A 25,032-nucleotide genomic window follows, 5' to 3' on the forward strand; every position below is an offset into this window, starting at 1 on the left:
TTACACCGCCGCCAGTTCAGGCTGTTTCAGCCACTGCTGCAAACTCGCAACACGGCGGGTGACTAATTCATGAAACGCCTTATCAGATGCCAGTTCCGCAAACAGCGCGCTATCACTCAGGTATGCATGGAGCGGATCGGCGCTGGCGAACTGCTTACGCAGCGTATCGACCTGTAGCGCACCGTCCTGATAGCAATAGGGTAAATTGTCATCGGCCCATCGCTGCATAAACAGGAAGAACAGTGCCGGAATCACCGCCGTTGCGGTGGGCTGCGCACCGCGCTGGTAGCACTGTTGCAGGGTTGGCGTCACCATGCCGGGAATTTTGGATAAACCATCGGCACCGACGCGCTGATTGGTATCTTTAATGTAAGGATTACTGAAGCGGGCCAGCACCACGTCACGATAATCCGCTAAATCAAGCGGGCTGGGAGACAGAGAAGGAATGACATCCTGGGTCACATAGTCGTGAGCCAGTTGATAAATCGCCGGATGGCTGGTGCTCTCATCGATATAGTTCAGACCAATCAGTGTGCCCGCCCAGGCAATCGCAGCATGTGTCGCATTGAGGATGCGAATTTTCGCCTCTTCCCACGGCAGTACCGATTCCACTAGTTCAACACCGACCTTTTCCAGCGCCGGGCGCCCGGCAATAAAATCATCCTCAATGACCCACTGAATAAAAGATTCGGCCATTACTGCTGCGCCATCCTGTTTGCCGGTCGCCGCCTGCACGCGTTCTGCCACCTCCGGAGTAGGACGGGGTGTAATGCGATCAACCATGGTATTCGGTGAACGGGTTTGCGTGCGCACCCAGTCGGCCAGCGCGGTATCGCCTTTGGCCGTAAGAAACGCCAGGAAGGCGTCACGGAAACGCTCACCATTGTGCCGCAGATTGTCGCAGTTCAGCAGCGTAACCGGCGGACCGCCTTGCGCAACACGCTGTGTCAGAATATGGCTGAGTGCACCGTAAAGGGTGCGGATATCGCCACCCAGATCGGCCTTCACATCTGCCTGATTGAGATCCAGGGTAAACGCGGGCGTCAGGTAGTAACCCGCTTCGGTCACGGTAAAGCTAATCACACGCGTTTCCGCACTGGCCCCCTGCTCGATCAACGCACTGATATCACTGTCCCAGGGCAAAATTTTGCGCAGCGAAGTGATGGTTTCGTAGTCGCGCTTACCTTCAGGCGTCACGGTTTCCAGCACATATTCTCCCTGCTGCGCCGCGAGCTGATTGAGCAGCGGCACTGCGTCATTACGGATATTGCCGAGCGCGATGCTCCAGCTTTCATCACCCTGCTCACGCAGTTTATGCAGATACCACGCCTGATGTGCACGATGAAAAGATCCCGCGCCGATGTGCATCCACACTGATTGGTTGTTCATAATCGCCTCATTTAAACATTTGCCACACCTACGGGCATTTGCCCGATGACCTGTAGCATAGTGCTTATTACGAAGATCCTTCTGCGAGCTGAGTCACAAATAATATTTTTGCTCCCATTCCGGGCTTTTGCTCAGTTAGTGCTTTTCGACCCGCACGGCGTTAAGATGTCCCCTCAAATTCGACGGAACATCGTGATGAGCAGAGAAGAAAAAAAGCAGGAGCTGGCCGCACGTGCCGCATGGATGTATTACGTCGCAGGCGTGACACAGCAGGAGATTGCGCAGGCATTGGGATTGTCACGACAGGTAGCGCAGCGGCTGGTATCCAGTGCACGTGAAATGGGCATGGTGAACGTAAAAATTGATCATCCCGTCACACACTGTCTGCAGCTGGCGCGTGAGGTACAGGCGAAGTTTGGTCTGGATTTGTGCCGCGTTGTGCCATCTGCCAGTCTGAATGATGAGGCTATTCAACAAATGCTGGCAGTTGAAGGCGCGGCGGTGATGACACAATTCATCAATGAGGAAACGCCTCAGGTGTTCGGTATTGGTTCCGGTAAAACCCTGCGCTCAATGATTGATGCGCTACCCTGGGTTGATCGCCCGCAGCATCATTGCGTTTCCATGATTGGTGCCATCGCGCGGGATGATTCCGGTACTCGCTATGACGTACCGTTGAAGATGGCCGAAAAGATGCAAGGTAAGTATTTCTTTATCCCCGCCCCCTTATACGCCGACACCCCAGAGGATAAAGCGATGTGGGTTCAGCATAAGGTTTACCAGCGCGTCATTGATCGCGCATTACAGGCGGACGTGGCTTTTGTGGGTATTGGCGAAGTGATGCCGGGCTGTCCTTTGAATGCCGAGGGATTCATCACAGATGCGCAGGTCGAGGCGCTAAATGGGCGCGGCGTGGTGGGCGAAATGCTCGGTCACTTTTTCAATCAGCAGGGTGAGCGGGTATGGGGCGAAACGGATGAGCTACTGACCAGCGTGCGACTGGAAAGCCGCACTCAGCGTAAAATTATTGGCTTTGCGGGTAGCGAGCGCAAGTATCCAGCAATCCGTGCCGCATTACAGGGCGGCTGGGTATCGGGACTGGTGACCGATGAGGATACGGCGCTGAAGCTACTGCAAAAGTGATATCTCAGCATGGATGCAGAGTGCGAGGGCAGAACGCAGAGATGACGCAAAATCTCAAACGCGGCTCGCACTTATTCTGCGCAGGGCACGTTACGCCGGTGCCCTGATTCCCTCGCCTTAACTAACATCTAACCGTTACTTCAGCGATCCCTTGAGGAACTGCTGTAAACGCGGGCTTTTCGGGCTGCCGAACAGTTCCGCAGGCGGTCCCTGCTCTTCGATTTTACCCTGATGCAGGAAAATGACATGGCTGGAGACGTGACGGGCAAACTCCATCTCGTGGGTCACGACCACCATGGTTTTGCCCTCCTCAGCCAGCTTCTGCATGATGCGCAGTACTTCCCCGACCAGCTCCGGATCAAGCGCCGAAGTGGGTTCGTCAAACAGCAACACCTCTGGCTCCATCGCCAGCGCGCGCGCAATCGACACACGCTGCTGCTGACCGCCGGAGAGGTGAACCGGATATTTTGCCTGTGCCCGCGCATCAATTCCGACTTTATCGAGGTATTTGATGGCACGCTCACGCGCCGCCGCTTTACTCAGCCCCAGCACCTGAATCGGCGCTTCCATCACGTTTTCCAGCACGGTCATGTGACTCCACAGATTAAAGTGCTGGAACACCATGGTCAGGCTGGTACGTAACGCGCGCAGCTGCTCTTTGTCAGCCACTTTGAGCTGACCATCTTTGTCACGGACTAAGGTGATTTGTTGGTTATTCACCATGATGCTGCCTTCACTCGGTTTTTCGAGGAAGTTGATGCAGCGTAAAAAGGTACTTTTCCCTGAGCCGGACGATCCAATGATACTGATCACATCGCCCGCTTTAGCAGTTAACGAGACCCCTTTCAGCACTTCATGTTCACCGTAACGCTTATGCAATTCGGTGACGCTTAATTTATTGTCAGCCATAGTTCTACTCAATGCGATGAAGAGGGTTTCACGTGGGCCAGCCAGCGACGTTCCGCCAGGCGGAACAGGCTGATCAACACGTAAGAGATAATCAGGTACAACACAGCCGCCAGACCAAAGGCGGTAAACGGCTGATAGGTCGCCGAGTTAATATCCCGCGCGATTTTCAGCAGATCCGGCACGGTGGCGGTGAAGGCCAGCGCCGTGGAGTGCAGCATCAGAATCACTTCGTTGCTGTAGGCCGGCAGTGCCGTACGCAGCGCCGATGGCAGGATAATGCAGCGATAGAGTTTAAAAGTAGAGAAGCCGTACGCCCGTGCCGCCTCAATTTCACCGTGTGGCACCGAGCGAATCGCACCGGCAAAAATTTCCGTGGTGTAGGCGCAGGTGTTGAGGGTAAAGGCGAGCAGCGTACAGTTCAGACCACTGCGGAAAAAGGCATTCAGCAGTTCAGTGCCTTTCACAATCTCCAGCGTGTACATGCCGGAGTAGAACACCAGCAGCTGCACATAGAGCGGCGTGCCGCGAAAGACGTAGGTGAAGAGCCAGACCGGAAAGCTGATAAACCGGTTAGGGGAAACCCGCGCTATCGCCAGCAGGATTGCCAGACATCCGCCAATGGTGACCGAGAGGATCAGCAGCCACAGGGTGATAGCTACACCGGTAAAACGATAACCGTCAGTCCAGAGCAGCGATTTCCAGTATTCCTGAATAATATCAATCATAACTCGCCCTCTTTACACCTACCGTATAGCGCCGGTTGAGCCACCACAGCACACCGTTTGACAGCGTGGTAAATACCAGATAAATCACACCGGCCACAATGGCGAAGTAGAACGGCTGCCAGGTACTTTTTCCTGCCAGCTGCGTCGCCTTCACCACATCTTCCAGCCCCAGCAGCGAGACCAGCGCAGTGGCTTTCAGAATCACCTGCCAGTTGTTGCCGATGCCTGGCAGCGCGTAGCGCATCATGGCCGGAAACAGAATGCGGCGGAACACCTGCGCGCCGGTAAAGCCAAACGCGGTTGCTGCTTCAATCTGCCCCTGAGGCACGGCCATAAAGGCGCCGCGGAACGTTTCGGTGAAGTAGGCACCATAGATAAAGCCGAGCGTGATGATACCGGCGACCATCGGGTCGATATCAAACTGCGCCATACCCAGCGCATCGGTTATCTGGTTGAGGACAATCTGCAGACCGTAGAAGATCAGCAGCATCAGTACAAGGTCTGGCACGCCACGAATCAGCGTGGTGTAGCCTTCAAAAATCATCGCCAGTGGCCGGCTGCGCGACAGTTTCGCGCCTGCGCCAATCAGGCCCAGCAGCACTGCCAGCACGACGGAAGTGAGCGCCAGCTCCAGCGTCACCAGCGTGCCCCGAAGAATTACATCAGAATAGCCATACAGCATCGAAAGGGTCCTGTCGTGGGGTGAAAACGAAACGCTGCCCGCAAGCGAGACGGGCAGTTTAGCTTTACTTCTCTGTTGCAGATGCCATCCGCCATTAGCGGAAAAGAACCCGATTCTGCACCTGGCAGAACCGGCTCAGACCCGGCAAAACGGACACAGAGGGTAAAGCGACAGGATGGTTAGTCGCCGTACACGTTGAAATCGAAGTATTTCTTCGCAATCTTGTCGTAGGTGCCATCTTTACGCATGTCAGCAAAGGCTTTGTCGATGGCGGCTTTCAGTTCGCTGTCATCTTTACGCAGTCCCATGCCGGTACCGACGCCAAAAATCTTGTCATCTTTCACGGCCGGACCGGCGAAGGCGTAATTTTTACCGACCGGCTGCTTCAGGAATCCTTCGCTGGCCTGCACTTCATCCTGGAAGGCAGCATCAATACGACCGGCATTCAGATCCTGATAGACCAGATCCTGGTTTGCATAAGGCGTGACGTTTACCCCTTTTGGCCGCCAGTTCTGATTGGCGTATGTTTCCTGCGTGGTGCCCTGCAGCAGGCCGATGTTTTTGCCTTTCAGGGACTCAATGGTCGGCTCAATTTTCGATCCTTTCGGCGCGACTAAACGCGCGTTAGCGGCGTAGAGTTTTTCCGAGAAGGCGATCTCTTCCTGACGTTTCGCTGTGATGGAAAGTGAGGAGATGATGGCATCAATTTTCTTCGCTTTCAGCGAAGGGATCAGCGCATCAAAGTCGCTCTCTACATAGGTACATTGGGTATGAATACGTTTACAGATTTCGTTAGCGAGGTCGATATCGAAGCCCACTAACTTGCCTTGCGCGTTTTTCGACTCAAACGGTGGGTAAGTTGGATCTGTGCCGATACGGATTGAACCCGGAACCGCCGCGAAGACGCTGGCAGCACTGGATAAGCCCAGCATCAGGGAAAGAGCCAGAACACGCTTTTTCATAGATTACCCTCAAGTGAAGTGCTTTTTGTTATGTGGTTCGTGATGTGTTTGCGCAAAGTAATTTGCATGTTTCATGCCAGTTCTGCAAGTTAACCACGCTGTTAGCGTGATGTCAGACAGGCGAAAACGCTGTGTTTGTGAGGGGAATATAGCAGTGAAGTAAAAGAGAAAAAGCGACGTTGTTAACTTTTGGTGCGTCAAATGCACGAAGAGTGATCCGAGGCGCGCTTATGCACTAAATAAGTGCGCCAGCGGAACTTTATGCACCCTGCCAGCGCGTGAAGAGATCTTCCGATAATTCGATATCAAACTGGTCGATAACCCGGTTAACGGTCTGATCGATCAGCTGATCGATCGTTTCAGGCCGATGATAAAATGCCGGCACGGGTGGCATGATAATGGCACCCAGCTCTGCGGCGGTGGTCATCATTCGCAGATGGCCAACATGCAGCGGGGTTTCGCGCACGCACAGCACCAGCTTACGCTGCTCTTTTAACACCACGTCAGCCGCACGGGTCAGCAACGAGTCACTGTAACTGTGGACGATGCCAGAGAGCGTTTTCATTGAGCAGGGTAAAATCGCCATGCCCAGCGTTTTAAACGATCCAGATGAGATATTTGCTGCAATATCGCGCACGTCATGCACCACATCGGCCAGCGCCTGCACGTCACGCAGCGAATAATCGCTCTCCAGTCCCAGCGTCTGACGCGCCGCCTGACTCATGACCAGATGCGTTTCTACTTCTTCCACCTGCTGCAACACCTGCAGCATGCGCACGCCATAGATCACCCCGCTTGCGCCAGAGATGCCAATGATGAGTCGTTTCATATTCCAACCTTATGTCAGCCAATGGGCCATCATACGCGGCCTGCGGGTTTCTGAAAACAAACAGGGCGGGATTGCTCCCGCCCTGTTTTATGCTGCCCGCCTGCTGAAGGTATCAGCCTTCGTTGTGCAGCTCGAGGTTTTCGACTTCGTTCTGCCGCTGAAGCGCTTTGGCATCATCATTACGCAGCGACTCAAGATACTCCAGATATTGCTGATCGACATCTTTCGTCACGTAAATGCCGTTGAACACCGAGCACTCAAATTGTGCAATGTCCGGATTCTCTTCGCGAACCGCTTCGATCAGATCGTCCAGATCCTGGAAGATCAGCGCATCGGCTTTAATCAGCTGGCGAATCTCTTCCACTTCACGGCCATGCGCAATCAGTTCCGTGGCGCTGGGCATATCGATACCGTAGACGTTCGGGAAACGAATTTCCGGCGCCGCTGACGCCAGATAAACCCTTTTTGCGCCCGCTTCACGCGCCATCTCAATGATCTGCTCTGAGGTGGTACCGCGAACAATAGAGTCATCCACCAGCAGCACGTTTTTATCACGGAATTCGGCGCGGTTAGCGTTGAGCTTGCGGCGTACCGCGCTGCGGCGTAACTGCTGGCCCGGCATGATAAAAGTACGGCCAACGTACCGGTTCTTCACGAAGCCCTGGCGATAGGGTTTGTCGAGAATACGTGCAATTTCCAGCGCGATATCGGTGGAGGTTTCAGGAATCGGAATCACAACGTCGATATCGAGATCTTCCCACTCGCGCGCAATTTTCTCACCCAGCTTGGTGCCCATACGAACACGGGCGCTGTAGACCGAGATTTTGTCGAGGAAGGAGTCGGGACGTGCAAAATAGACATACTCGAACAGGCACGGATTGCTTTTCGGATTTTCAGCGCACTGACGGGTAGACAGCTGGCCCGCTTCAGTCACATAGACCGCTTCACCCGGTGCAACGTCACGGATGAACTCAAAGCCCAGCGTATCCAGCGCCACGCTCTCGGAGGCGACCATATATTCGGTGCGACCATCAGCGATAACGCGCTTGCCCAGCACCAGCGGACGGATACCGTTAGGATCACGGAAGGCGACCATACCGTGGCCGATAATCATCGACACCACCGCATAGGCACCGCGCACCTGCTGATGCACGGCAGCAACCGCAGCAAAGATGTTGTCGGCTGTCAGCGGATCGTTTTGAAAACGATCTAACTCCTGCGCAAAGATGTTCAGCAGGATTTCAGAATCTGAGGTGGTATTAACGTGACGGCGGCCCTTTTCAAACAGGTGCTTACGCAGCACGTGGGCGTTGGTCAGGTTACCGTTGTGCGCCAGGGTGATGCCATACGGGGAGTTTACATAGAATGGCTGCGCTTCAGAGGCACTGGAGCTTCCCGCGGTTGGATAACGCGCGTGACCGATCCCCATATTGCCCTGCAGACGCTGCATGTGGCGTGCTTCGAAAACGTCGCTGACCAGGCCGTTTGCCTTTCGCAGGCGAAAACATTTCAGCGCATCGATAGTACAAATGCCTGCGGCATCCTGCCCGCGGTGCTGGAGCACCGTTAACGCGTCATAGATCGACTGGTTGACCGGCATGAAACCGGTGATACCGACAATACCGCACATGTTGTCATTTCCTCATTAAGCCGCACTCCCGGTCACATCACCGGGGTAAAAAACTCGACGTGCTTTTCAGGTAATCAAAAAACCACCTGATTATATAACTGAACTCGGGAATGAGTTGAGACTGTTGCCAGTCCGGACTTTTGGAAAAGCCAGTGAATGTATCGAGGAAGAACAGCAAAGCGGCTACGATCAGCACACCACGCAATGCCCCGAAACAGACGCCCAACACCCGGTCGGTTCCCGACAGGCCGGTTTTTTCCACCAGCGTGCCGATAACGTAGTTCACAATGGCCCCCACAATCAGGGTCGCCACAAACAGCACACCGATAGCGATACCGTTACGAACCAGTTCGTCGTCAAAACCTGTAAACCAGACTGCAAGGTAGGCGTAGTAATGACTGGCGACAAAAAACGCGCATCCCCAGGTAACAAGAGATAAGGCTTCACGGACAAACCCACGGACCAGGCTGACCAGAGCCGAAAAACCAACTACCGCAATAATGACGTAATCAATCCAGATCATGAACTCTTCCAGCGCCAGTGCAATTGCACCCCTGCATCCAGTTCGGGGCGCATTCTAACAGAAAAAGAAAACGTTTGCGTAGCGGTTTTCTTTTTCTGCATCCATAAAAAAGGCGATGAAAAAAAACGCTATCGCCCGGGTGATTCTCGGCCGGACAGGCCGTTGAAAATCGTCAATTTTTTTCGCGGCAGCGCGCATTAAACGCGCTGTCTGAGGGGTAAAAGACGCTGCCTGTTACTGCTATCGGCAGCGCCAATCGCCCGTTTTAGCGGGCGCTGTAGGGTTTCACGACACCGCCCAGTCCTGAGATACTTTTCAGCTCGCCAACCGCACTCTGCATTTTGGCTTTCGACGCATCAGGCCCAACGTAAATGCGGGTGATCTGACCCTGTACCGGCGTTGAAGGCACGGTAAAGGCGCGATAGCCCGACAGCCGCAGCTGCGCGACAATCTCATTCACTTTGCTGGCGTTTTTCAGCGCACCTAACTGCACCACATAAGCCTGCCCTGCCGGCGCTGTCGTCTCTGCCGTTTTCGGCGGCTCTTCCTGCTTCGGCTGTTCGACCACTTTAGGCTGTTCAACCGGTTTAGGTTTAGGCTGCTCCACGACTTTTGGCTTCTGCTGTTCGACCGGCTTCTGCTTAGGCTGCTCTGTTACTTTCGGTTTCTGCTGCTCAACGACCTTCGGCTTCGTCACCGTCTGTGCGGGCACAGACTGATGAACCGGCGGCGGCGAGACCACTACCGGATCGCTCTCGTCTTCCGGTTGAGTCCGACCCTGCTCTGCCGTAGCGTTGGTTTTACCGTTGCCATTGCCATTGCTGCTGCTGACCGCATTGCCCGCGCCTTCCGGCGGCTGTGCCGGCAGCGACTGGGTTACCGGCGGCACCATTTCGCTGTCCTGCTGATCGTCAGGTTTCGGCACCAGCGGAATGGCGGCGAACTCCTCTTTGTAATGCTTTTTCTGACCATCCAGCAGCCCTGGCAGCACAATCACGCCAACGGCGACCAGAATAACGGTGCCGACTAAACGGTTCTGAAACTTACTTGCCACGTCCTTTCTCCGTTTCAATCGATTCCATGACCTGTGCAACGGTGTGGAATGAACCACAGACCAGCACAATGTCCTGCGGCGCTGCCCGCTGGCGTGCCTGCTGCCAGGCGAGCTCAACCGAACTAAAAGCCTCGCCCTGCGGCAGGTTGTTCAGCAGTTGCTCAGCACTGGCGCCGCGCGGACCCTCGAGGGGCGCGCAGTACCAGGCATCGACCACCGGTGCCAGCGCCGCCAGCGTTCCGGCGATATCTTTATCATGCAGCATGCCCACCACGGCATGCACTTTGCCGCGTTTCGGCAGTGCAGCCAGCCGCGACGCCAGATATGCTGCCGCATGCGGGTTATGGGCGACATCCAGAATAACGCGCGGTGATTCGCTGAGGGTCTGAAAACGGCCTGGCAGCATCGCCAGCGGCAGGCTGGCGCGAATCTGCGCCTCACTGACCTCAAGCCCGGAGACCCGCAGCGCCACCAGCGCGGTCGCCGCGTTAGGCAGCGGCACCTGTGGCAGCGGTAGATCGTTCAGCTCACCTGTCGCATCACGCAGTGACCAGCTTTCTGCCTGCGCATGCCACGACCAGTCACGGTTGCGCTGCATCAGCTGCGCACCTTTTTCCTGTGCGACCACGGCAATACTCTGCGGCATATCCGGTTCACCCACGACCGCAGGTTTTCCCGCCCGGAACACACCGGCTTTTTCACGCCCAATGCTTTCGCGATCCGGGCCAAGCCAGTCGGTGTGATCGAGTGCAATGCTGGTGACCACCGCGACATCGGCATCCACGATGTTTGTCGCATCCAGCCGTCCACCGAGGCCGACTTCGAGGATCACGACATCCAGCTGCGCCTGGCGGAACAGATTCAACGCAGAGAGCGTGCCAAATTCAAAATAGGTCAGCGAAATATCTGCACGTCCGGCTTCAATCTCCGCAAAACTGGCGCAGTGCTGCGCTTCACTCAGCTCCTCTCCCTGAACCCGAACGCGCTCGGTATAGCGCACCAGATGCGGTGAGCTGTACACGCCAACGCGGTAACCCGCGGCGATCAGCAGCGTTTCCAGGGTGCGACAGGTGGTGCCTTTGCCATTAGTACCGGCCACGGTAAAGACAAAAGGAGCGGGTTTCAGCAGGTCGAGACGAAGCGCTACCTGACGAATACGGTCCAGACCCAGTTCAATGGCCTGAGTATGCAGGTGCTCAAGATAATAAAGCCACGTGGCCAAAGGCGACGTGGCTTGGGGAAGGTGAAGATTGTCCATATGTCCCGTTTTGCTTATTTATACCTGGCAGGCTGCTGCTGCGGTATACGGTGCATTGGTAAGAGGTGCTTTGGACGCACCTCTCTATCTCCTGTCAGGCCTCGTTGCTTTCCGATTCAGTCGTCGCCGGAGCGGACTGTTCACCATCATGCAGCGGTGCCGGCAGGTTCATCATTTTTGCCAGCAGGCTTGCCAGTTTGTAGCGCATTTCCGGACGGCGAATGATCATATCAATCGCGCCCTTTTCAATCAGAAACTCACTGCGCTGGAAGCCCGGCGGCAGTTTTTCACGCACGGTCTGCTCAATAACGCGTGGGCCGGCAAAGCCGATCAGTGCTTTAGGTTCCGCGATATTGAGGTCGCCCAGCATGGCAAAACTGGCCGAAACACCACCCATAGTCGGGTCAGTCAGCACGGAAATATAAGGCAGACCGCGCTCACGCATTTTTGCCAGTGCCGCACTGGTTTTCGCCATCTGCATCAGCGACTGCAGCGCTTCCTGCATACGCGCCCCGCCGCTGGCGGAGAAGCAGATCAGCGGGCAGTTATCTTCTAACGCCTGCTCAACCGCACGTACAAAACGCGCACCGACCACAGAGCCCATTGAACCGCCCATAAAGGCAAATTCAAAGGCCGCCGCAACAACCGGCATGCCGTGCAGCTGACCTTTCATGACCACCAGCGCATCTTTCTCACCGGTGTCTTTCTGGGCCGCGATCAGACGATCTTTGTACTTTTTGGAGTCACGGAACTTGAGCAGATCTTTAGGTTCAAGTTCACTACCCAGCTCAACCATCGTCCCCTGATCGAGGACACTGCCGAGGCGCTCACGGGCGTGCATCCGCATGTGATGGTCACACTTCGGGCAGACCTCAAGATTACGCTCCAGCTCGGCGCGGTAGAGCACCTGACCACAGCTGTCACACTTGGTCCAGACCCCTTCCGGGATACTGGCTTTGCGCACAGGCGTTCCGGTGCTTTTATTAAGAATGCGTTCAATCCAGCTCATTGATGACCTTTCTGTTTAAAACTGACCTGGTCCAGTCGTCTTGATACTGCTGAAAACCGCTTCAGCAGACGGTAAATGTCGCTCATTAAACCACAACCTGTTCAGACTGTGGATAAAAATCTGGTCTTACCCCTGAGCGCAGCCTTACGGCTGCTTCTGTTGCTTAGCCTGACGGCGATGACGCCAGACTTCAATCACACCTGGCAGAATCGAGACCAGGATAATGCCCACAATCAGCAGCTTCAGGTTTTCCTGCACCACCGGCAGATCGCCAAACAGGTAGCCGGCATAGGAGAACAGCAGCACCCAGAGCAGCGCACCCGTTACGTTGAACAGCGCGAAGTGGCGATAGGACATATGGCCCATACCGGCAACAAACGGCGCAAAGGTTCGCACGATCGGCACGAAGCGCGCCAGGATAATGGTTTTTCCGCCGTGACGGGCATAAAACGCATGGGTTTTATCCAGATGGCTGCGACGGAAAATCTTCGAGTTCGGGTTACTGAACAACCGTTCGCCAAACAGGCGGCCAATGGTGTAGTTCACCGCATCGCCCAGAACCGCGGCCACCACTAATAATGCCACCATCACATGCACATTAAGATCGTTACCCGGCAACGCCGCCAGTGCGCCCGCCACAAACAGCAACGAGTCACCCGGCAGGAAGGGCGTCACCACCAGACCGGTTTCGCAGAACAAAATCAGGAACAAAATAGCGTAAATCCAGATACCGTACTGTGCAACCAGTTCGGCAAGATGCACATCAATGTGCAGAATAAAATCAACCAGAAAATGGAGAAACTCCATGGCGCGCCCTTTTAAGTCCTGAAAGTGAATTAATCCGCGAGGAACAACGGTCCCATCGACGGCTGTGGTAAAGCAAAGTGGGATGGGTAATCCACCGCCACCAGATACAACCCCTCTGCCCGGGCTGTGGCTGCGGCTAATGTCCGATCCTTCGCCGCCAGCAGCGTTGCCATCCATGACTCCGGCTTATTGCCGCAGCCTATCTCCATCAGGCTGCCCACGATATTGCGCACCATGTGATGCACAAAGGCATTGGCTTTGATATCCACAATCACGTAGGGACCCTGACGCGTCACGTTGAGGTGAATCACGTTGCGCCACGGTGTACGCGACTGGCACTGCACGGCTCGGAATGAGGTGAAATCATTCTCGCCTAACAAACACTGCCCGGCGCGCTGCATCTTCTCTGCATCCAGAGGATGGTAAAAGTGCGTCACGCCCTGCGCCAGCACCGCCGGACGCAGACGCTGATTGTAGATCAGGTAGCGATAGCGTCGGGCCGTGGCGCTGAAGCGGGCATGAAATTCATCCGGCACCGCTTTCACCCAGCGCACCGCAATATCCGGCGGCAGATTAGCGTTGACGCCCAGCGTCCAGGCGCCATCAGGCCGCTGCGAGGTGGTCTCGAAATGGACCACCTGCCCCGTCCCGTGTACGCCTGCATCGGTGCGGCCAGCACAAAAAATGCTGACCGGATGATCGGCGACTTTCGACAGCGCGCGTTCTACCTTCTCCTGCACGCTGCGGACTTCATTCTGACGCTGCCAGCCGTAGTAACGGCTACCGTCATACTCGATGCCGAGCGCCAGTTTTTGCGTCTGACCATCGGACATGGTTACAGATACTCCTGAACCAGTTTCTCAGCGGTTTTCACCGCCATCAGCGCGCCGCCAAAACGAATGTTGTCCGCTACTGACCAGAACTGCAGCAGCTCCGGGATACCGTAGTCGTTGCGCACAGCGCCGATGCTCAGTTCGCCGTTGCCTGAGGCATCCGTGACCGGCGTCGGCACTTCATCCTCTTCGCTCAGACGAATATCTGACGCCAGCGCCAGTTCGGCACGCGCTTCTTCAGCAGAGAGCAGGCGCAGGTTTTCGATATGCACAATCTGCGCATTACCGTAGAACACCGGAGCCTGTACGCTGCTGACCGCAATCGGTAAGCCTTCGTCCTGCAATACCTTACGCACCTGATCAATCAGGCGACGCTCACTCTCCACGCTGCCTTCTGCGTCGGCCTGTTGTGGCATCAGGTTAAACGCCAGCTGACGACCAAAATGGTGTTCATCGGCCGGAAGACCGTTCAGCAGGCGGGCACTTTCCCCGGCCAGCGCATCGACAGCCACTTTGCCGTAGCTGGAGACTGAGATCAGGTTAGTCACCTGTAAACGACTCAATCCGGCCGCATCCACCAGCGGTTTAATTGCGGTCAGCAGCTGGCTTACCAGGTTATCCGCCACGCTGATGATGTTGCGATTGCGATAATCTGCCAGCACCTGCGGATTCACATCCGGCACCACCAGCGGCACATCGGGTTCCAGCGCAAACAGCTCGCTGCTGTCGATTACCAGACAACCGGCATTGGCCGCTTCCTCGGCAAAGCGCGCCGAGGCGTCACGTCCCGCCACGAAAAAGGCCAGCTGCGCCTGTGACCAGTCGAACGTCTCCGCATTTTCGACCCGCACCGAGCGGCCTTCGAAACGTTTGATTTCGCCCGCGCTGTTTTCGCTGGCCAGCAAATATAATTCACCAACCGGGAACTGGCGTTCCGCCAGCAGTTCCAGTACAGCGTTCCCTACTGCGCCTGTCGCGCCAAGTAGCGCAATATTCCAGCCGTCAGACATGTTGGTTTACTCCAGACAATGACATAAAAACAGAAGGCGGTGATATTCACCGCCCAGGGATTCAGATTTATCCCCGTCGTCTTTCACGTTGCATCTTTGTTGGCTGCGTTCACTCACCCGAATCACTTACATGAGTAAGCTCATCGGGATTCGTTCTCTTGCCGCCTCAATGCAACCCGAAATCCATTGGGTATATCCCCCCAGAACCCGCCGTCATGCAGACATGCCAGCAGCGCGCGCCTTCCGTTCACTGATTAATTCAGTGCGGAAACCGCGCCAGGGCGCCTGACCTGCAGCGCCCGCTATTCCGGGGAGATGATTGCGTTAAAGCCCAGCTGGTTCAGCAGCTCAGCGGTTGTGGCGTCATCGCAGTTCACCTGCAGCGATGACCACTCGCGGCGCTCCTGATACTGCTTGCGCAGGCGATCAAACTCGCCGGGTTTCGCCGCCACTTTACGCAGGGGGGCATCATCGCGGCGCACATCATACACCAGATGCGCCAGGCGTTTCAGCGTTGGCTGATCCAGCGGGCCATTCAGGGTGATTTCACTGAATTCCGGCACCGGCAGTAAGGTACTGAGCGGCACCTGCTGCGGCTGACCAATAAAGTCGCACCAGGCTTCAAACACCTGGGTGGTGCCGCGTGCTTTGCCTTCCAGCGTGTAGCCCGCGATGTGCGGCGTGGCGATATCGACCTTATCCAGCAGCGCCAGCGACAGATCCGGCTCCGGCTCCCAGACATCCAGCACGACGCTAAGATCGTGCCGCATTTTCAGCACCTCCAGCAGCGCGCTGTTGTCCACCACCGGGCCGCGACAGGCGTTGATCAGAATAGTATTAGGCTTTAGCGCCATCAGCAGCGCCGCATCCGCCAGATGCCAGCTTTTATACGGGCCCTCTTTAAACAGCGGCGTATGGAACGTCAGAATATCAGCCTGCTCTGTCACGGCCTCCAGCGACAGGAAATCCCCCTCGTCACCGCGATCGGCGCGCGGCGGATCGCACAGCAGGGTTTTGATGCCCCAGGCCTCAAGACGCTTTTGCAGTCGCCCACCGACGTTACCGACGCCAACGATGCCGACAGTGCGGTCACGCAGCTGGAAACCATCGCGTTCCGCCAGCAGCAGCAGCGCAGAAAAAACATATTCCACCACCGCAATGGCGTTACAGCCGGGTGCGGCAGAGAACGCAATGCCCGCCTGCTGCAGCCAGTTCTCGTCGACATGATCGGTGCCCGCCGTGGCGGTTCCGACAAATTTCACCGGCTTTCCTGCCAGCAGGGCCTCATTAACCTGGGTGACTGAGCGCACCATCAGGCCATCGGCATCGGCCAGTTCAGCCACCGGCAGCGGACGCCCCGGCACCGCGACCACGTCGCCGGTAAGGCTGAATAGCTCACGGGCATAAGGCATATTTTCATCGACCAGAATTTTCACCACGGCTTTCCTGTCAGTTACATATCAGGCAATTATTCTGGCACAAAGCGACGCGTTAGCCTAACCGTGCACGGTAGCGTTCGGGCGTGGTTCCCGCCTGTTGCTGGAACATCACAATCAGCGCCGAAGCTGAACTGTATCCCAGCTCATGGGCGATGCTCTGCACGCTTTCCCCCTGCTCCAGCAGCACAATGGCGCGCAGAAACCGCAGCCGCTGCCGCCACTCGCCAAAGGTCATATGAAGCTGCTGCTGGCAGCGACGCGCCAGCGTCCGTTCGGTGGTAAAGACCCGCGCCGCCCAGCCTGCCAGCGTGGTGTTATCGCCCGGATGCGCTTCCAGCGCATGTAACACCGGCGCCAGAAATTTATCGTCAGAGGTGGGCAGATAACTCTCCTGTACCTGCGCCAGCTGCAGGCGATCGCGCAGCACCTCGCACAGCCGCCACTGCGCATCCGTTTCGGGTTGCTCGATTTGCTGCTCAGCAAACTCATCCATAATGGCATGTGCAATGGGATCGACCAGCAGCAGGCAGGCGCGCCGGGGCAGATCGGCGCATAACGGAGCCGCCAGATTAAAAGTACGGAACTGTGCCTGACGATGGTTATAGCTACTATGAAGCTGACCCGGTGGGATCCAGACCGGAATATCTGCCGGTGTCAGCAATCGCTCACCCTCGACCTGCATCTCCAGTACGTGGCTTTTCACCATAATGAGCTGACCCCAGGCATGCGCATGCGGCAGATATTCGGTGCGGGCATTGGCCTGCTCATAACGCATAAAGTAGCGCAGTTGCGGCGCGTCAAGGGGCGGCTGGTAGATCACTTTCAGGGTCATTCTGTCCGCTCCACAACTAAATTTGTCCGATATTAACTATCTGAATAAATCCGGACAAGCGTACACTGCGCCTCATTATGGCGTGTGGAGAGTCAGCATGTTTTTCCTGTACCCGCTCTTTGCGGTAATAATCTGGTCGATCAACTCAATTGTCAGCAAACTCTCGGCGGATGCGATCGATCCGGCGGCGATCTCATTCTACCGCTGGTTACTGGCGCTGCTGGTGCTGACGCCCTTTGTGCTGCCCGGCGTGTGGCGCACGCGTCAGGTCATTAAACCGCACCTCTGGCGGCTGGCGATCCTTGGCCTGCTCGGCATGGTGCTCTATCAGAGTCTCGCCTACTACGCAGCACAAAGTGTCAGCGCACTCTTTATGGGCATTATCGGCGCCCTCATCCCCCTGCTCACCGTGCTGCTGAGCGTGGTGATCCTACGGATTGCGCCGACGCTGGGCATCCTGCTCGGCAGCATCATCTCCTTTACCGGTCTGGTGTGGCTGGTCAGTGAGGGCAACGTGATGCAGCTGCTGAATCACGGTCTGGGCAAAGGTGAACTGCTGATGCTGGCCGCCTCTGCCGCCTATGCGCTGTATGGCGTGCTGACACGACGCTGGGCACTGCCGCTGCCGATCTGGCAAAGCCTGTATGTGCAGATTTTATTTGGTGTCGTACTGCTGTTGCCTGGTTTTCTGCTGGCCCCCGAGGTGGCGCTTAACCGGCACAACCTGCCGCTGGTGGCCTTTGCCGGTCTGTTTGCTTCGATCATCGCGCCGTTCCTGTGGATCCACGGTGTGCAGCGTCTGGGTGCCAGCACCACCAGTATCTTTATGAATCTGATCCCGGTATTTACCGCGGTGATCGCGGTGATTTTCCTGCATGAGCAACTACACAGTTACCACTGGATTGGCGGCGGTCTGACGCTTGGCGGTGTGATACTGGCGCAGCGGCTGCGTACCCCCTTATCCCGCCGTAAACCGGTGAGCCACCCACAGGCCTGAATAGCGCGGCTGTGGCGAGTGAGGGTGCTGTTGAGGATGGCAGTGAAGAAAGGCTACAGCTGAAGCGTAAATCTCGCGCCGAAACGCATGTCCCCCGTGGGATTTCCCGGGGGCTTTTGCTATCATGGCCTATTCATTTTCCGGCGCACCCCACGCTGTTCTGTTTTCCCAAGGAATCCGCCATGCAACCACTCAGCGGCCCCGGTGTGCCGGTCGGCGATCGTTCATCTGTCAATCCGCAAACTGGCGTTACGCGTCACGGTTCAGTGGCCGGTGAACAGCCCCTCTCCCCTGCGCAGCGCACGACGTTAGAACGGCTGATCGTGCGTATCTCATCGCTCAGTAATCTTAAAGCGCCTGAACTGTGGGCGGGCGTACGCCATGAAGTGGGCGTAAAAAGTGAAGCGGAGTTGCAGTCGCGTCATTTTCCGGCAGCGGAACAGTACCTTAATGGCCGCCTTACGCAGACGCAAAATGGGCATGCCACACGCCAGCTGATGACCCAGCTCACCGATCTGCTGCCGAAAGGGAATAACCGTCAGGCCGTCAGCGATTTTATCCGTCAGCAATTTGGTCAGACCGTACTGAGCGCGCTGAGCCAGGATCAGCTGCGCCAGGTGCTGACGATGCTGCAGAACGGGCAGATGACCATTCCTCAGCCGCAGCAGATCCGCGTCAGCGATCGCACGCTGCTGCCTGCCGAGCATCATACGCTGAATCAGCAGGTGGTACGCCTGGCCGCTGCCACGGGCGAATCCACCGGTAAGCTGTGGACGGCTGCGCTGAAACTGGTGAATCTGACCAGCGGTGATCCCATCCCGTCGCGCCACTTCCCGCTGCTGACACAGTATCTGCAGGTACGTCAGACGTTGAGTCAGCACAGCGCACCGACGCTGCAATTGCTGGAAGCGTCCCTGAAACAGCCGCTTGATCAGCAGGAACGGCAGCAACTGGAGGATTACAGCCAGCAGCGTTTCCAGGCGACACCGCAGACGGTGCTCACCGTAACGCAGACCCAGGATCTGCTGAACTTCCTGTTCAGCCGTCGCGCCGACCGGGCAGAAAAACTTCTCGAACAGCCGCTGGCTGCCAGCGAGATTAAACCGCAGCCGATCTGGTCGCCCTTTGTTGCGTCGCTGCCGCCCGCGATTCAGCCTCTGGCAGAGCGCCCCCTGCTGGGCTTCTTTGTCGCACTGGTCGTCATCACCCTTTTACTCTGGGTGGTCCTCTGAGTTAACAGCCACAGAATGCTTTGGGCGCGGCGACTGGCCATTCGCCCGGTGCATCACCCCAGGTCAGCGGATGACCGTCACGTTTCCAGAAATCCAGCCCGCCAATCAACTCCTTCACCTGAAATCCCAGCGAGGCCAGTTTCCAGGCCGCTTTCGTCGAGCCGTTACAGCCAATGCCGTCACAATACGTGACATAAACTTTGCTGCGATCGAGCCGGGCCGTGGTAGTGGCATCCATCTCGCGATGCGGAAAGTTGATCGCGCCGCAAATATGCCCGGCGCGATAAGCCTCCGGCGCGCGAGCATCGATTACCACGATATCCGGGATTTGCCGTTCCAGATCTTCCGCCAGATCCCAGGCGTCGGTGTAAAAAGCGAGTTTTGCCTGCAGATAGTCGAGGCTTTGCTGCGGGGTGGCGGCCGGAATTCGTAAAACCGATGACATAGCGATTCTCCTGTTGTGGTGAGTCTGCAGTTTACGGCAAAGTGGACTGCTTACTGATACCCATTCCCCATCAGGTATAAGACCCATATGTCTTCACCGTTATTACAACTTTTCCAGCATCAGACCAGTGGCGGCGTGCGCGAGCGGCTCTGCTCTACCCTGCGACTGGCGATCAACCGGCACCATCTGCATTCTGGTCAGCAGTTGCCGTCCAGTCGGCAGCTGGCGCAGGATCTGCGTCTGTCACGTGTGACGGTGGAAGCGGCCTACGGACAGCTGGAAAGTGAAGGCTATCTGCGACGCGAGACCGGTCGCGGTACTTTTGTTGCCATCATCATCCCCACCCACTCATCATCATTTCCGGCCCGGCCTCAGCCCGTCCGTTTCTCAGCGCGGGGCCAGCAGGTACTGGCAACCGGTGGCTGTCAGGATCCCCCTTTTCCCCATGCATTCGCCGCCGGTTCACCGGAGTTACGCGCTTTTCCCCATGACACGTGGCGACGCCTCGGCAGCAGCGTGCAGCGTTCACTAGGCAGTGCCGCAATGGGATATGGCGATCCCTGCGGCTACCTGCCGTTACGCAGCGCACTCGCGGATTATCTGGCACTTTCCCGGGGCGTGGCATGCCAGCCGGAACAGGTGATCATTCTGACCAGTTCACAACAGGCACTGCAGTTACTGGCAATGATGTTCGTCGATCCCGGTGATGAGGTATGGATGGAGGAGCCGGGCTATCCTGGTGCGCGTAACGCCTTTCTGGCTGCCGGCGCACAGGTGCGCGGGATTGAGGTCGATGCCGAAGGTGCCATCCCCGCCAGCGGCAGTGCAAAACTGATGTATCTGACGCCATCGCATCATTACCCTACCGGCGTGACGCTGAGCCTGACGCGACGCCTGGCGTGGCTGGACTGGGCGCAGCGCAACCGGTGCTGGCTGATCGAAGACGATTATGACAGCGAATTTCACTACGACGAACGTCCTATCCCTGCGCTACAGGGACTGGATCGCCATCAGCGGGTGATTACGCTGGGCACCTTCTCGAAGTCGCTGTTTCCCTCCCTGCGGCTGGCCTGGATGGTGGTCCCGCCCGCGCTGATTACCCCCATAGGCCAGGCACGCAGCGTGCTGGATGGACACAGCGCCCTGCTGCCGCAGGCTGTCACAGCCGCCTTTCTGCAACAGGGACATTTCGCCAGCCATCTGCGGCTGATGCGTCAGCTCTATCACAGCCGTCGCGATCTGCTGCTGACGCTAATCGCTCAGCAACTGTCGCCGTGGATCACGCCGATTGTCAGCAGCGGCGGATTACAGGTAACTGTCAGACTGCAACAGGATGAAGCGCGATTAAGCGCATTGGCGGCTCAACAGGGTTTGCTGCTGCCGCGTCTGAGTCCGCTCTATGCCGGGCCTTCATCTCAGCAAGGCTGGATGCTGGGCTTTGCCGCACTGACGCCTGACGAGATTGTGGCAGGATGCGATACATTGCTGCGGCTGCTGCAGCGGGAGGGCTAAAACGGAGGGTTGAACGAGGTAAAGCGGATGGGCTGTAAAACAAAAAGGGCCGGCAAGCCGGCCCTTCAGAGTGCTGACGTAATAATTACGCCTGATATTTACGCATGGTCAATGTGGCGTTGGTACCGCCAAAACCAAAGCTGTTAGACATCACGGTAGTCAGCTCTTTTTCCATCGGCTCAGTGACGATGTTCATACCGGTTGCTGCCGCGTCAAGCGAGGTGATGTTGATGCTTGGCGCGATAAAGCCATGCTCCAGCATCAGCAGCGAGTAGATCGCTTCCTGCACGCCAGCCGCACCCAGAGAGTGGCCGGTCATCGCTTTCGTTGCTGAGATGTATGGCGTGTTATCGCCAAACACTTCACGAATCGCACCCAGCTCTTTCACATCACCCACCGGGGTAGAGGTTCCGTGGCTGTTCAGATAGTCAATCGGGGTATCGACACCGTGCATCGCCATCTTCATGCAGCGCACTGCGCCTTCACCTGATGGAGCAACCATGTCTGCACCGTCTGAAGTGGCACCATAACCGACGATTTCGGCATAGATATGCGCACCACGTGCCAGCGCATGCTCCAGCTCTTCAACGACGACCATGCCACCGCCACCGGCGATAACAAAGCCGTCGCGCTCATTGTCATAAGTGCGTGACGCTTTTTCTGGCGTGTCGTTGTAACGGGTAGAGAGCGCGCCCATGGCGTCGAACTCACAGGCCATTTCCCAGCACAGCTCTTCGCCGCCGCCCGCAAAAACGATATCCTGTTTGCCAAGCTGGATCTGCTCAACGGCGTTACCGATACAGTGCGCAGAGGTGGCACAGGCGGAGCTAATCGAGTAGTTTACGCCATGAATTTTGAATGGCGTTGCGAGGCAGGCAGAGACGCCAGAGGCCATCGCTTTGGTGACAACATAAGGGCCAACCGCTTTCAGGCCGCGTGGGCTGCGCATTGCGTCAGCACCAAATACCTGGAAACGTGGGGAGCCGCCGCCTGAACCCGCAATCAGACCCACTCGTGGGTTGCTCTGATACGCTTCAGCGCTGAGGCCAGAATCTTTAATCGCTTCTTCCATGGAAAGATAAGCATAGATGGACGCATCACTCATAAAGCGCACAACTTTGCGATCGATGAGGCCGGTGGTATCTAATTTAACGTTACCCCAGACGTGACTACGCATGCCGGAATCTTTCATCTCTTCAGAAAAGGTGATGCCAGAGCGTCCTTCACGCAGAGATGACAGCACCTCCTGCTGGTTATTACCAATACTGGAAACGATCCCTAAGCCAGTAATCACAGCACGTTTCATTCAATCTTCCTCATCCACTTCTTCTTAATTGGCATGCACTCTAGCGTACACTTGTACGCCGAACAAGTCCGATCAGCTATTTCCTTTTGTAAATTTGCGTCATGTCACGCGGGTCGCTAGAATCGCGCCACTGCCTGAAAAACGAGCCTTTACCGTGAAATTGACCCCGGTTGAACATGCAAAGCTAAACTGGAATGAACAGGGTACACCTGTTTCCCGAGCGTTTGGCGATGTCTATTTCTCTAATGACAACGGTCTGGAAGAGACACGCTATGTCTTCCTTGGCGGCAACGGTTTTCCCCAGCGTTTTGCTGAGCATCCGCGCGATCTGCTGATCGTGGCGGAGAGCGGTTTTGGCACCGGTCTTAATTTCCTGACGCTGTGGCAGGCGTTCGATGCGTTTCAGCGCGAACAGCCCGACGCCACTTTAAAACGTCTGCATTTCATCAGCTTTGAGAAATTTCCGTTAACCCGTGAAGATTTAACCGCAGCGCAGCAGCACTGGCCCGAACTGGCCCCCTGGGCGGAGGCGCTGCAGGCGCAGTGGCCCGCTGCCCTGCCCGGCTGTCAGCGTCTGCTGTTTGATGGCGGCCGCATCACGCTCGACCTGTGGCTGGGCGATATTAACCTGCTGATGGGCCAGCTGGATGAGAGCCTGAATCGTCAGGTAGATGCCTGGTTCCTGGATGGGTTCGCGCCCTCAAAGAACCCGGATATGTGGACGCCGGAGCTGTTCGGCATGATGGCAAAACTGGCGCGGCCGCAGGGGACCTTCGCGACCTTTACCGCCGCAGGCATTGTCCGGCGCGGTCTGCAGCAGGCGGGCTTTGCGGTCATCCGCCGCAAAGGATTTGGTCCGAAGCGCGAAATGCTATGCGGGCCGTTGCAGGATGCGCCTCCGCTGCCCGCCGCACAGCCCTGGTATCATCGTCAGGCTGCGGAGCAGCGTGATGTAGCCCTGATTGGCGGCGGCGTCGCCAGTGCCACCCTGGCGCTGGCGCTGCTGCGTCGCGGCTGGCGGGTAACGCTTTATTGCGCCGATGAGGCGCCCGCGCTGGGCGCATCCGGCAATCGTCAGGGAGCGCTCTATCCGCTGCTCAATCAGCACGACCCGGCACTTGCCACCTTTTTTCCCTCGGCCTTCAGCTTTGCCCGGCGGCTCTATGATCAATTAACCGTCACCTATGAGCATGACTGGAGCGGTGTGCTGCAGCTGGGCTGGGATGAGAAAAGCCGTAAGAAGATCGATCAGATGCTGGCGATGGACCTGCCTGAAATCATCGCCTGTGGCGTCGATGTGGCAGAAGCTGAAAAACGGGCAAATGTTGAACATGGCTGTGGCGGCATTTTCTATCCGCAAGGCGGCTGGCTCTCACCGGCAGAGCTGACCACCGCGATGCTGGCGCATGGCGAGACCCAGGGATTGCGCATTCACTGGCTGCACCGGGTGAGCGCGCTTTCCCGGGAGGATGATCACTGGACGCTGACGTTCAGCGATCGTCCGGCGGTACGTCATCCGACCGTCGTACTGGCAAACGGTCATGCGATTGCTGACTTTGCGCAAAGCGCCCCGCTGCCGACCTATCCGGTGGCCGGTCAGGTAAGCCATGTTCCCTCCACGCCGGGCCTCAACGCGCTGCAAACGGTGCTCTGTTACGACGGCTATCTGACGCCTGTCAGCCCGCAGTTTGGTACGCACTGTATCGGGGCCAGCTATCACCGTGGCGATACCGCAACCGCGTATCGGGAGGAGGATCAGCAGGAGAACCGCAGCCGCCTGCTGCATTGCCTGCCTGACAGCAGCTGGGCCGAAACGGTGGATGTCAGTGACGGAGAGGCAAGAATGGGGGTGCGCTGCGCCACCCGGGATCACCTGCCGATGGTGGGCGGCGTGCCGGATTATGCTGCTACGCTGGCGCAGTATGCTGATTTACCGGCACAGCAGGCGGCAGGCAGCGATATCGCTGACGCACCCGATATTGAGGGCTTGTATCTGTTTGGGGCGCTGGGATCGCGCGGCCTGTGCAGTGCGCCGCTGGCGGCCGAAGTACTGGCAGCTCAGCTGGCGGGCGAGCCGCAGCCTCTGGATGCCAGTACCCTGGCAGCACTCAATCCGAATCGTTACTGGGTGAGGAAATTACTGAAGGGAAAAGCCGTTTAGCGGACGCTAAGGGCGGCATGCCGCCCTGCACCATTACGCGGAGAGCTGGCGTGCCTGAACAAACAGGTTATCCCACATCCCGACCACTAATGCCTGATCGCGCGGCGAGAGTTCTCCGGCAGCAATGGCATTTTGCAGACTGCGGGTCACCTGAATCTGCAGCGCTTCTGGCGTATGTTCGCCCAGTTGCTCCACTTCAGCGACGGCCAGTGTCAGATGCCCGCGCAGATAACCGCTGGCGAACAGCTCATCGTCACTGGCATGCTCGACCATGTCGTCAATCAGGGCCAGAATACGCGCTTCAAATTCTGCGATCATCTCAATTCCTCTTTTAATAATGCCTTT

General features: G+C 56.9%; 24 protein-coding genes. 5 read left to right on the top strand and 19 right to left on the bottom strand.

Going from position 1 to position 25,032, the window contains the following annotated elements; genetic code table 11:
- Entirely contained in the window at positions 1-1,389 is a 1,389-nt protein-coding gene (gene dalD / locus HFD95_RS09415; RefSeq protein ID WP_010671449.1) for a D-arabinitol 4-dehydrogenase, read from the bottom strand.
- A 195-nt stretch (positions 1,390-1,584) separates the two neighbouring features.
- Here dalD and HFD95_RS09420 point away from each other — a divergent pair, with 195 nt between their 5' ends.
- The gene (locus tag HFD95_RS09420) at positions 1,585-2,532 is read left to right on the top strand and encodes a sugar-binding transcriptional regulator (protein ID WP_010258017.1); all 948 of its coding nucleotides are present in this window, start codon (positions 1,585-1,587) and stop codon (positions 2,530-2,532) included.
- 135 nt (positions 2,533-2,667) lie between these two features.
- Here HFD95_RS09420 and hisP read toward each other — a convergent pair whose 3' ends face one another.
- The 15 genes from hisP to HFD95_RS09495 form a co-directional block, all read right to left on the bottom strand.
- A complete protein-coding gene (hisP, locus tag HFD95_RS09425; protein ID WP_010258014.1) occupies positions 2,668-3,441 on the bottom strand; it encodes a histidine ABC transporter ATP-binding protein HisP in 774 nt (257 codons plus the stop codon).
- A gap of 8 nt (positions 3,442-3,449) precedes the next feature.
- The gene (locus HFD95_RS09430; protein ID WP_010258010.1) at positions 3,450-4,166 is read right to left on the bottom strand and encodes an ABC transporter permease; all 717 of its coding nucleotides are present in this window, start codon (positions 4,164-4,166) and stop codon (positions 3,450-3,452) included.
- Positions 4,159-4,848 carry a histidine ABC transporter permease HisQ gene (locus HFD95_RS09435; protein ID WP_010258006.1) on the bottom strand — a complete coding sequence of 230 codons (690 nt, stop codon included), beginning with the start codon at positions 4,846-4,848 and terminating at the stop codon, positions 4,159-4,161. Before HFD95_RS09435 ends, HFD95_RS09430 begins: the two co-directional genes overlap by 8 nt.
- Positions 4,849-5,027: 179 nt before the next feature.
- Positions 5,028-5,810: a lysine/arginine/ornithine ABC transporter substrate-binding protein ArgT gene (argT, locus tag HFD95_RS09440; RefSeq protein WP_010258004.1), complete on the bottom strand. Its 783-nt coding sequence runs from the start codon at positions 5,808-5,810 to the stop codon at positions 5,028-5,030.
- Between the two features lie 259 nt (positions 5,811-6,069).
- Positions 6,070-6,639 carry a UbiX family flavin prenyltransferase gene (locus tag HFD95_RS09445; protein WP_010258003.1) on the bottom strand — a complete coding sequence of 190 codons (570 nt, stop codon included), beginning with the start codon at positions 6,637-6,639 and terminating at the stop codon, positions 6,070-6,072.
- Between the two features lie 112 nt (positions 6,640-6,751).
- Positions 6,752-8,269 (bottom strand): amidophosphoribosyltransferase, encoded by a 1,518-nt coding sequence (gene purF, locus HFD95_RS09450; RefSeq protein ID WP_010258001.1) that lies wholly within the window; start codon positions 8,267-8,269, stop codon positions 6,752-6,754.
- Positions 8,270-8,306: 37 nt separating this feature from the next.
- Positions 8,307-8,792, bottom strand: coding sequence for a colicin V production protein (gene cvpA / locus HFD95_RS09455; protein WP_003854265.1), 486 nt, complete (start codon positions 8,790-8,792; stop codon positions 8,307-8,309).
- Positions 8,793-9,057: 265 nt separating this feature from the next.
- Positions 9,058-9,846, bottom strand: a complete 789-nt coding sequence (gene dedD, locus HFD95_RS09460) for a cell division protein DedD (RefSeq protein WP_010671447.1) — start codon at positions 9,844-9,846, stop codon at positions 9,058-9,060.
- Entirely contained in the window at positions 9,836-11,104 is a 1,269-nt protein-coding gene (folC, locus tag HFD95_RS09465) for a bifunctional tetrahydrofolate synthase/dihydrofolate synthase (RefSeq protein ID WP_010257994.1), read from the bottom strand. The genes dedD and folC overlap by 11 nt, the downstream gene beginning before the upstream one ends.
- Before the next feature lie 94 nt (positions 11,105-11,198).
- The gene (accD, locus tag HFD95_RS09470) at positions 11,199-12,113 is read right to left on the bottom strand and encodes an acetyl-CoA carboxylase, carboxyltransferase subunit beta (protein ID WP_010257992.1); all 915 of its coding nucleotides are present in this window, start codon (positions 12,111-12,113) and stop codon (positions 11,199-11,201) included.
- Positions 12,114-12,257: 144 nt separating this feature from the next.
- Complete coding sequence (locus HFD95_RS09475) at positions 12,258-12,920, bottom strand: DedA family protein (protein WP_010257990.1); 663 nt, start codon at positions 12,918-12,920, stop codon at positions 12,258-12,260.
- A gap of 29 nt (positions 12,921-12,949) precedes the next feature.
- Positions 12,950-13,753: a tRNA pseudouridine(38-40) synthase TruA gene (gene truA / locus HFD95_RS09480; protein WP_008926481.1), complete on the bottom strand. Its 804-nt coding sequence runs from the start codon at positions 13,751-13,753 to the stop codon at positions 12,950-12,952.
- Between the two features lie 2 nt (positions 13,754-13,755).
- Complete coding sequence (locus HFD95_RS09485) at positions 13,756-14,763, bottom strand: aspartate-semialdehyde dehydrogenase (RefSeq protein ID WP_167430169.1); 1,008 nt, start codon at positions 14,761-14,763, stop codon at positions 13,756-13,758.
- Positions 14,764-15,065: 302 nt separating this feature from the next.
- Positions 15,066-16,199, bottom strand: a complete 1,134-nt coding sequence (pdxB, locus tag HFD95_RS09490) for a 4-phosphoerythronate dehydrogenase PdxB (protein WP_111534460.1) — start codon at positions 16,197-16,199, stop codon at positions 15,066-15,068.
- 55 nt (positions 16,200-16,254) lie between these two features.
- Positions 16,255-17,034 carry a helix-turn-helix domain-containing protein gene (locus HFD95_RS09495; protein ID WP_010257982.1) on the bottom strand — a complete coding sequence of 260 codons (780 nt, stop codon included), beginning with the start codon at positions 17,032-17,034 and terminating at the stop codon, positions 16,255-16,257.
- 97 nt (positions 17,035-17,131) lie between these two features.
- Between HFD95_RS09495 and HFD95_RS09500 the strand changes: the two genes are divergently transcribed.
- Both HFD95_RS09500 and flk read left to right on the top strand, forming a co-directional pair.
- Positions 17,132-18,031, top strand: a complete 900-nt coding sequence (locus tag HFD95_RS09500; RefSeq protein ID WP_010257979.1) for a DMT family transporter — start codon at positions 17,132-17,134, stop codon at positions 18,029-18,031.
- A 182-nt stretch (positions 18,032-18,213) separates the two neighbouring features.
- Positions 18,214-19,263: a flagella biosynthesis regulator Flk gene (gene flk / locus HFD95_RS09505; RefSeq protein ID WP_010257977.1), complete on the top strand. Its 1,050-nt coding sequence runs from the start codon at positions 18,214-18,216 to the stop codon at positions 19,261-19,263.
- 1 nt (position 19,264) lies between these two features.
- On the opposite strand, the gene HFD95_RS09510 is transcribed toward flk, so the two are convergent.
- Positions 19,265-19,708: a rhodanese-like domain-containing protein gene (locus tag HFD95_RS09510; protein WP_010257974.1), complete on the bottom strand. Its 444-nt coding sequence runs from the start codon at positions 19,706-19,708 to the stop codon at positions 19,265-19,267.
- Between the two features lie 87 nt (positions 19,709-19,795).
- On the opposite strand from HFD95_RS09510, the gene HFD95_RS09515 reads away from it, so the two are divergent.
- Positions 19,796-21,220 carry a PLP-dependent aminotransferase family protein gene (locus tag HFD95_RS09515; protein ID WP_167430170.1) on the top strand — a complete coding sequence of 475 codons (1,425 nt, stop codon included), beginning with the start codon at positions 19,796-19,798 and terminating at the stop codon, positions 21,218-21,220.
- Between the two features lie 85 nt (positions 21,221-21,305).
- On the opposite strand, the gene fabB is transcribed toward HFD95_RS09515, so the two are convergent.
- Positions 21,306-22,526 (bottom strand): beta-ketoacyl-ACP synthase I, encoded by a 1,221-nt coding sequence (gene fabB / locus HFD95_RS09520; RefSeq protein ID WP_010257968.1) that lies wholly within the window; start codon positions 22,524-22,526, stop codon positions 21,306-21,308.
- A 154-nt stretch (positions 22,527-22,680) separates the two neighbouring features.
- On the opposite strand from fabB, the gene mnmC reads away from it, so the two are divergent.
- Positions 22,681-24,687 (top strand): bifunctional tRNA (5-methylaminomethyl-2-thiouridine)(34)-methyltransferase MnmD/FAD-dependent 5-carboxymethylaminomethyl-2-thiouridine(34) oxidoreductase MnmC, encoded by a 2,007-nt coding sequence (gene mnmC / locus HFD95_RS09525; protein WP_167430171.1) that lies wholly within the window; start codon positions 22,681-22,683, stop codon positions 24,685-24,687.
- A 33-nt stretch (positions 24,688-24,720) separates the two neighbouring features.
- Here the strand turns inward: mnmC and HFD95_RS09530 are convergent, their stop codons facing one another.
- Positions 24,721-25,005: a YfcL family protein gene (locus tag HFD95_RS09530; RefSeq protein ID WP_010257960.1), complete on the bottom strand. Its 285-nt coding sequence runs from the start codon at positions 25,003-25,005 to the stop codon at positions 24,721-24,723.
- Positions 25,006-25,032: the final 27 nt, after the last annotated feature.

Origin of the sequence: Pantoea sp. EKM10T (genome assembly GCF_011800685.1) — a bacterium.
In the GTDB taxonomy this organism is placed as follows: Bacteria; Pseudomonadota; Gammaproteobacteria; order Enterobacterales; family Enterobacteriaceae; genus Pantoea; species Pantoea agglomerans.

What these genes read in the sequence shown, in the direction of transcription:
- dalD (WP_010671449.1), bottom strand. Translation starts at nt 1,389, where the DNA reads ATGAACAACCAATCAGTGTGGATGCACATCGGCGCGGGATCTTTTCAT.
- HFD95_RS09420 (WP_010258017.1), top strand. Translation starts at nt 1,585, where the DNA reads ATGAGCAGAGAAGAAAAAAAGCAGGAGCTGGCCGCACGTGCCGCATGG.
- hisP (WP_010258014.1), bottom strand. Translation starts at nt 3,441, where the DNA reads ATGGCTGACAATAAATTAAGCGTCACCGAATTGCATAAGCGTTACGGT.
- HFD95_RS09430 (WP_010258010.1), bottom strand. Translation starts at nt 4,166, where the DNA reads ATGATTGATATTATTCAGGAATACTGGAAATCGCTGCTCTGGACTGAC.
- HFD95_RS09435 (WP_010258006.1), bottom strand. Translation starts at nt 4,848, where the DNA reads ATGCTGTATGGCTATTCTGATGTAATTCTTCGGGGCACGCTGGTGACG.
- argT (WP_010258004.1), bottom strand. Translation starts at nt 5,810, where the DNA reads ATGAAAAAGCGTGTTCTGGCTCTTTCCCTGATGCTGGGCTTATCCAGT.
- HFD95_RS09445 (WP_010258003.1), bottom strand. Translation starts at nt 6,639, where the DNA reads ATGAAACGACTCATCATTGGCATCTCTGGCGCAAGCGGGGTGATCTAT.
- purF (WP_010258001.1), bottom strand. Translation starts at nt 8,269, where the DNA reads ATGTGCGGTATTGTCGGTATCACCGGTTTCATGCCGGTCAACCAGTCG.
- cvpA (WP_003854265.1), bottom strand. Translation starts at nt 8,792, where the DNA reads ATGATCTGGATTGATTACGTCATTATTGCGGTAGTTGGTTTTTCGGCT.
- folC (WP_010257994.1), bottom strand. Translation starts at nt 11,104, where the DNA reads ATGGACAATCTTCACCTTCCCCAAGCCACGTCGCCTTTGGCCACGTGG.
- accD (WP_010257992.1), bottom strand. Translation starts at nt 12,113, where the DNA reads ATGAGCTGGATTGAACGCATTCTTAATAAAAGCACCGGAACGCCTGTG.
- HFD95_RS09475 (WP_010257990.1), bottom strand. Translation starts at nt 12,920, where the DNA reads ATGGAGTTTCTCCATTTTCTGGTTGATTTTATTCTGCACATTGATGTG.
- truA (WP_008926481.1), bottom strand. Translation starts at nt 13,753, where the DNA reads ATGTCCGATGGTCAGACGCAAAAACTGGCGCTCGGCATCGAGTATGAC.
- HFD95_RS09485 (WP_167430169.1), bottom strand. Translation starts at nt 14,763, where the DNA reads ATGTCTGACGGCTGGAATATTGCGCTACTTGGCGCGACAGGCGCAGTA.
- HFD95_RS09495 (WP_010257982.1), bottom strand. Translation starts at nt 17,034, where the DNA reads ATGACCCTGAAAGTGATCTACCAGCCGCCCCTTGACGCGCCGCAACTG.
- HFD95_RS09500 (WP_010257979.1), top strand. Translation starts at nt 17,132, where the DNA reads ATGTTTTTCCTGTACCCGCTCTTTGCGGTAATAATCTGGTCGATCAAC.
- flk (WP_010257977.1), top strand. Translation starts at nt 18,214, where the DNA reads ATGCAACCACTCAGCGGCCCCGGTGTGCCGGTCGGCGATCGTTCATCT.
- HFD95_RS09510 (WP_010257974.1), bottom strand. Translation starts at nt 19,708, where the DNA reads ATGTCATCGGTTTTACGAATTCCGGCCGCCACCCCGCAGCAAAGCCTC.
- HFD95_RS09515 (WP_167430170.1), top strand. Translation starts at nt 19,796, where the DNA reads ATGTCTTCACCGTTATTACAACTTTTCCAGCATCAGACCAGTGGCGGC.
- fabB (WP_010257968.1), bottom strand. Translation starts at nt 22,526, where the DNA reads ATGAAACGTGCTGTGATTACTGGCTTAGGGATCGTTTCCAGTATTGGT.
- HFD95_RS09530 (WP_010257960.1), bottom strand. Translation starts at nt 25,005, where the DNA reads ATGATCGCAGAATTTGAAGCGCGTATTCTGGCCCTGATTGACGACATG.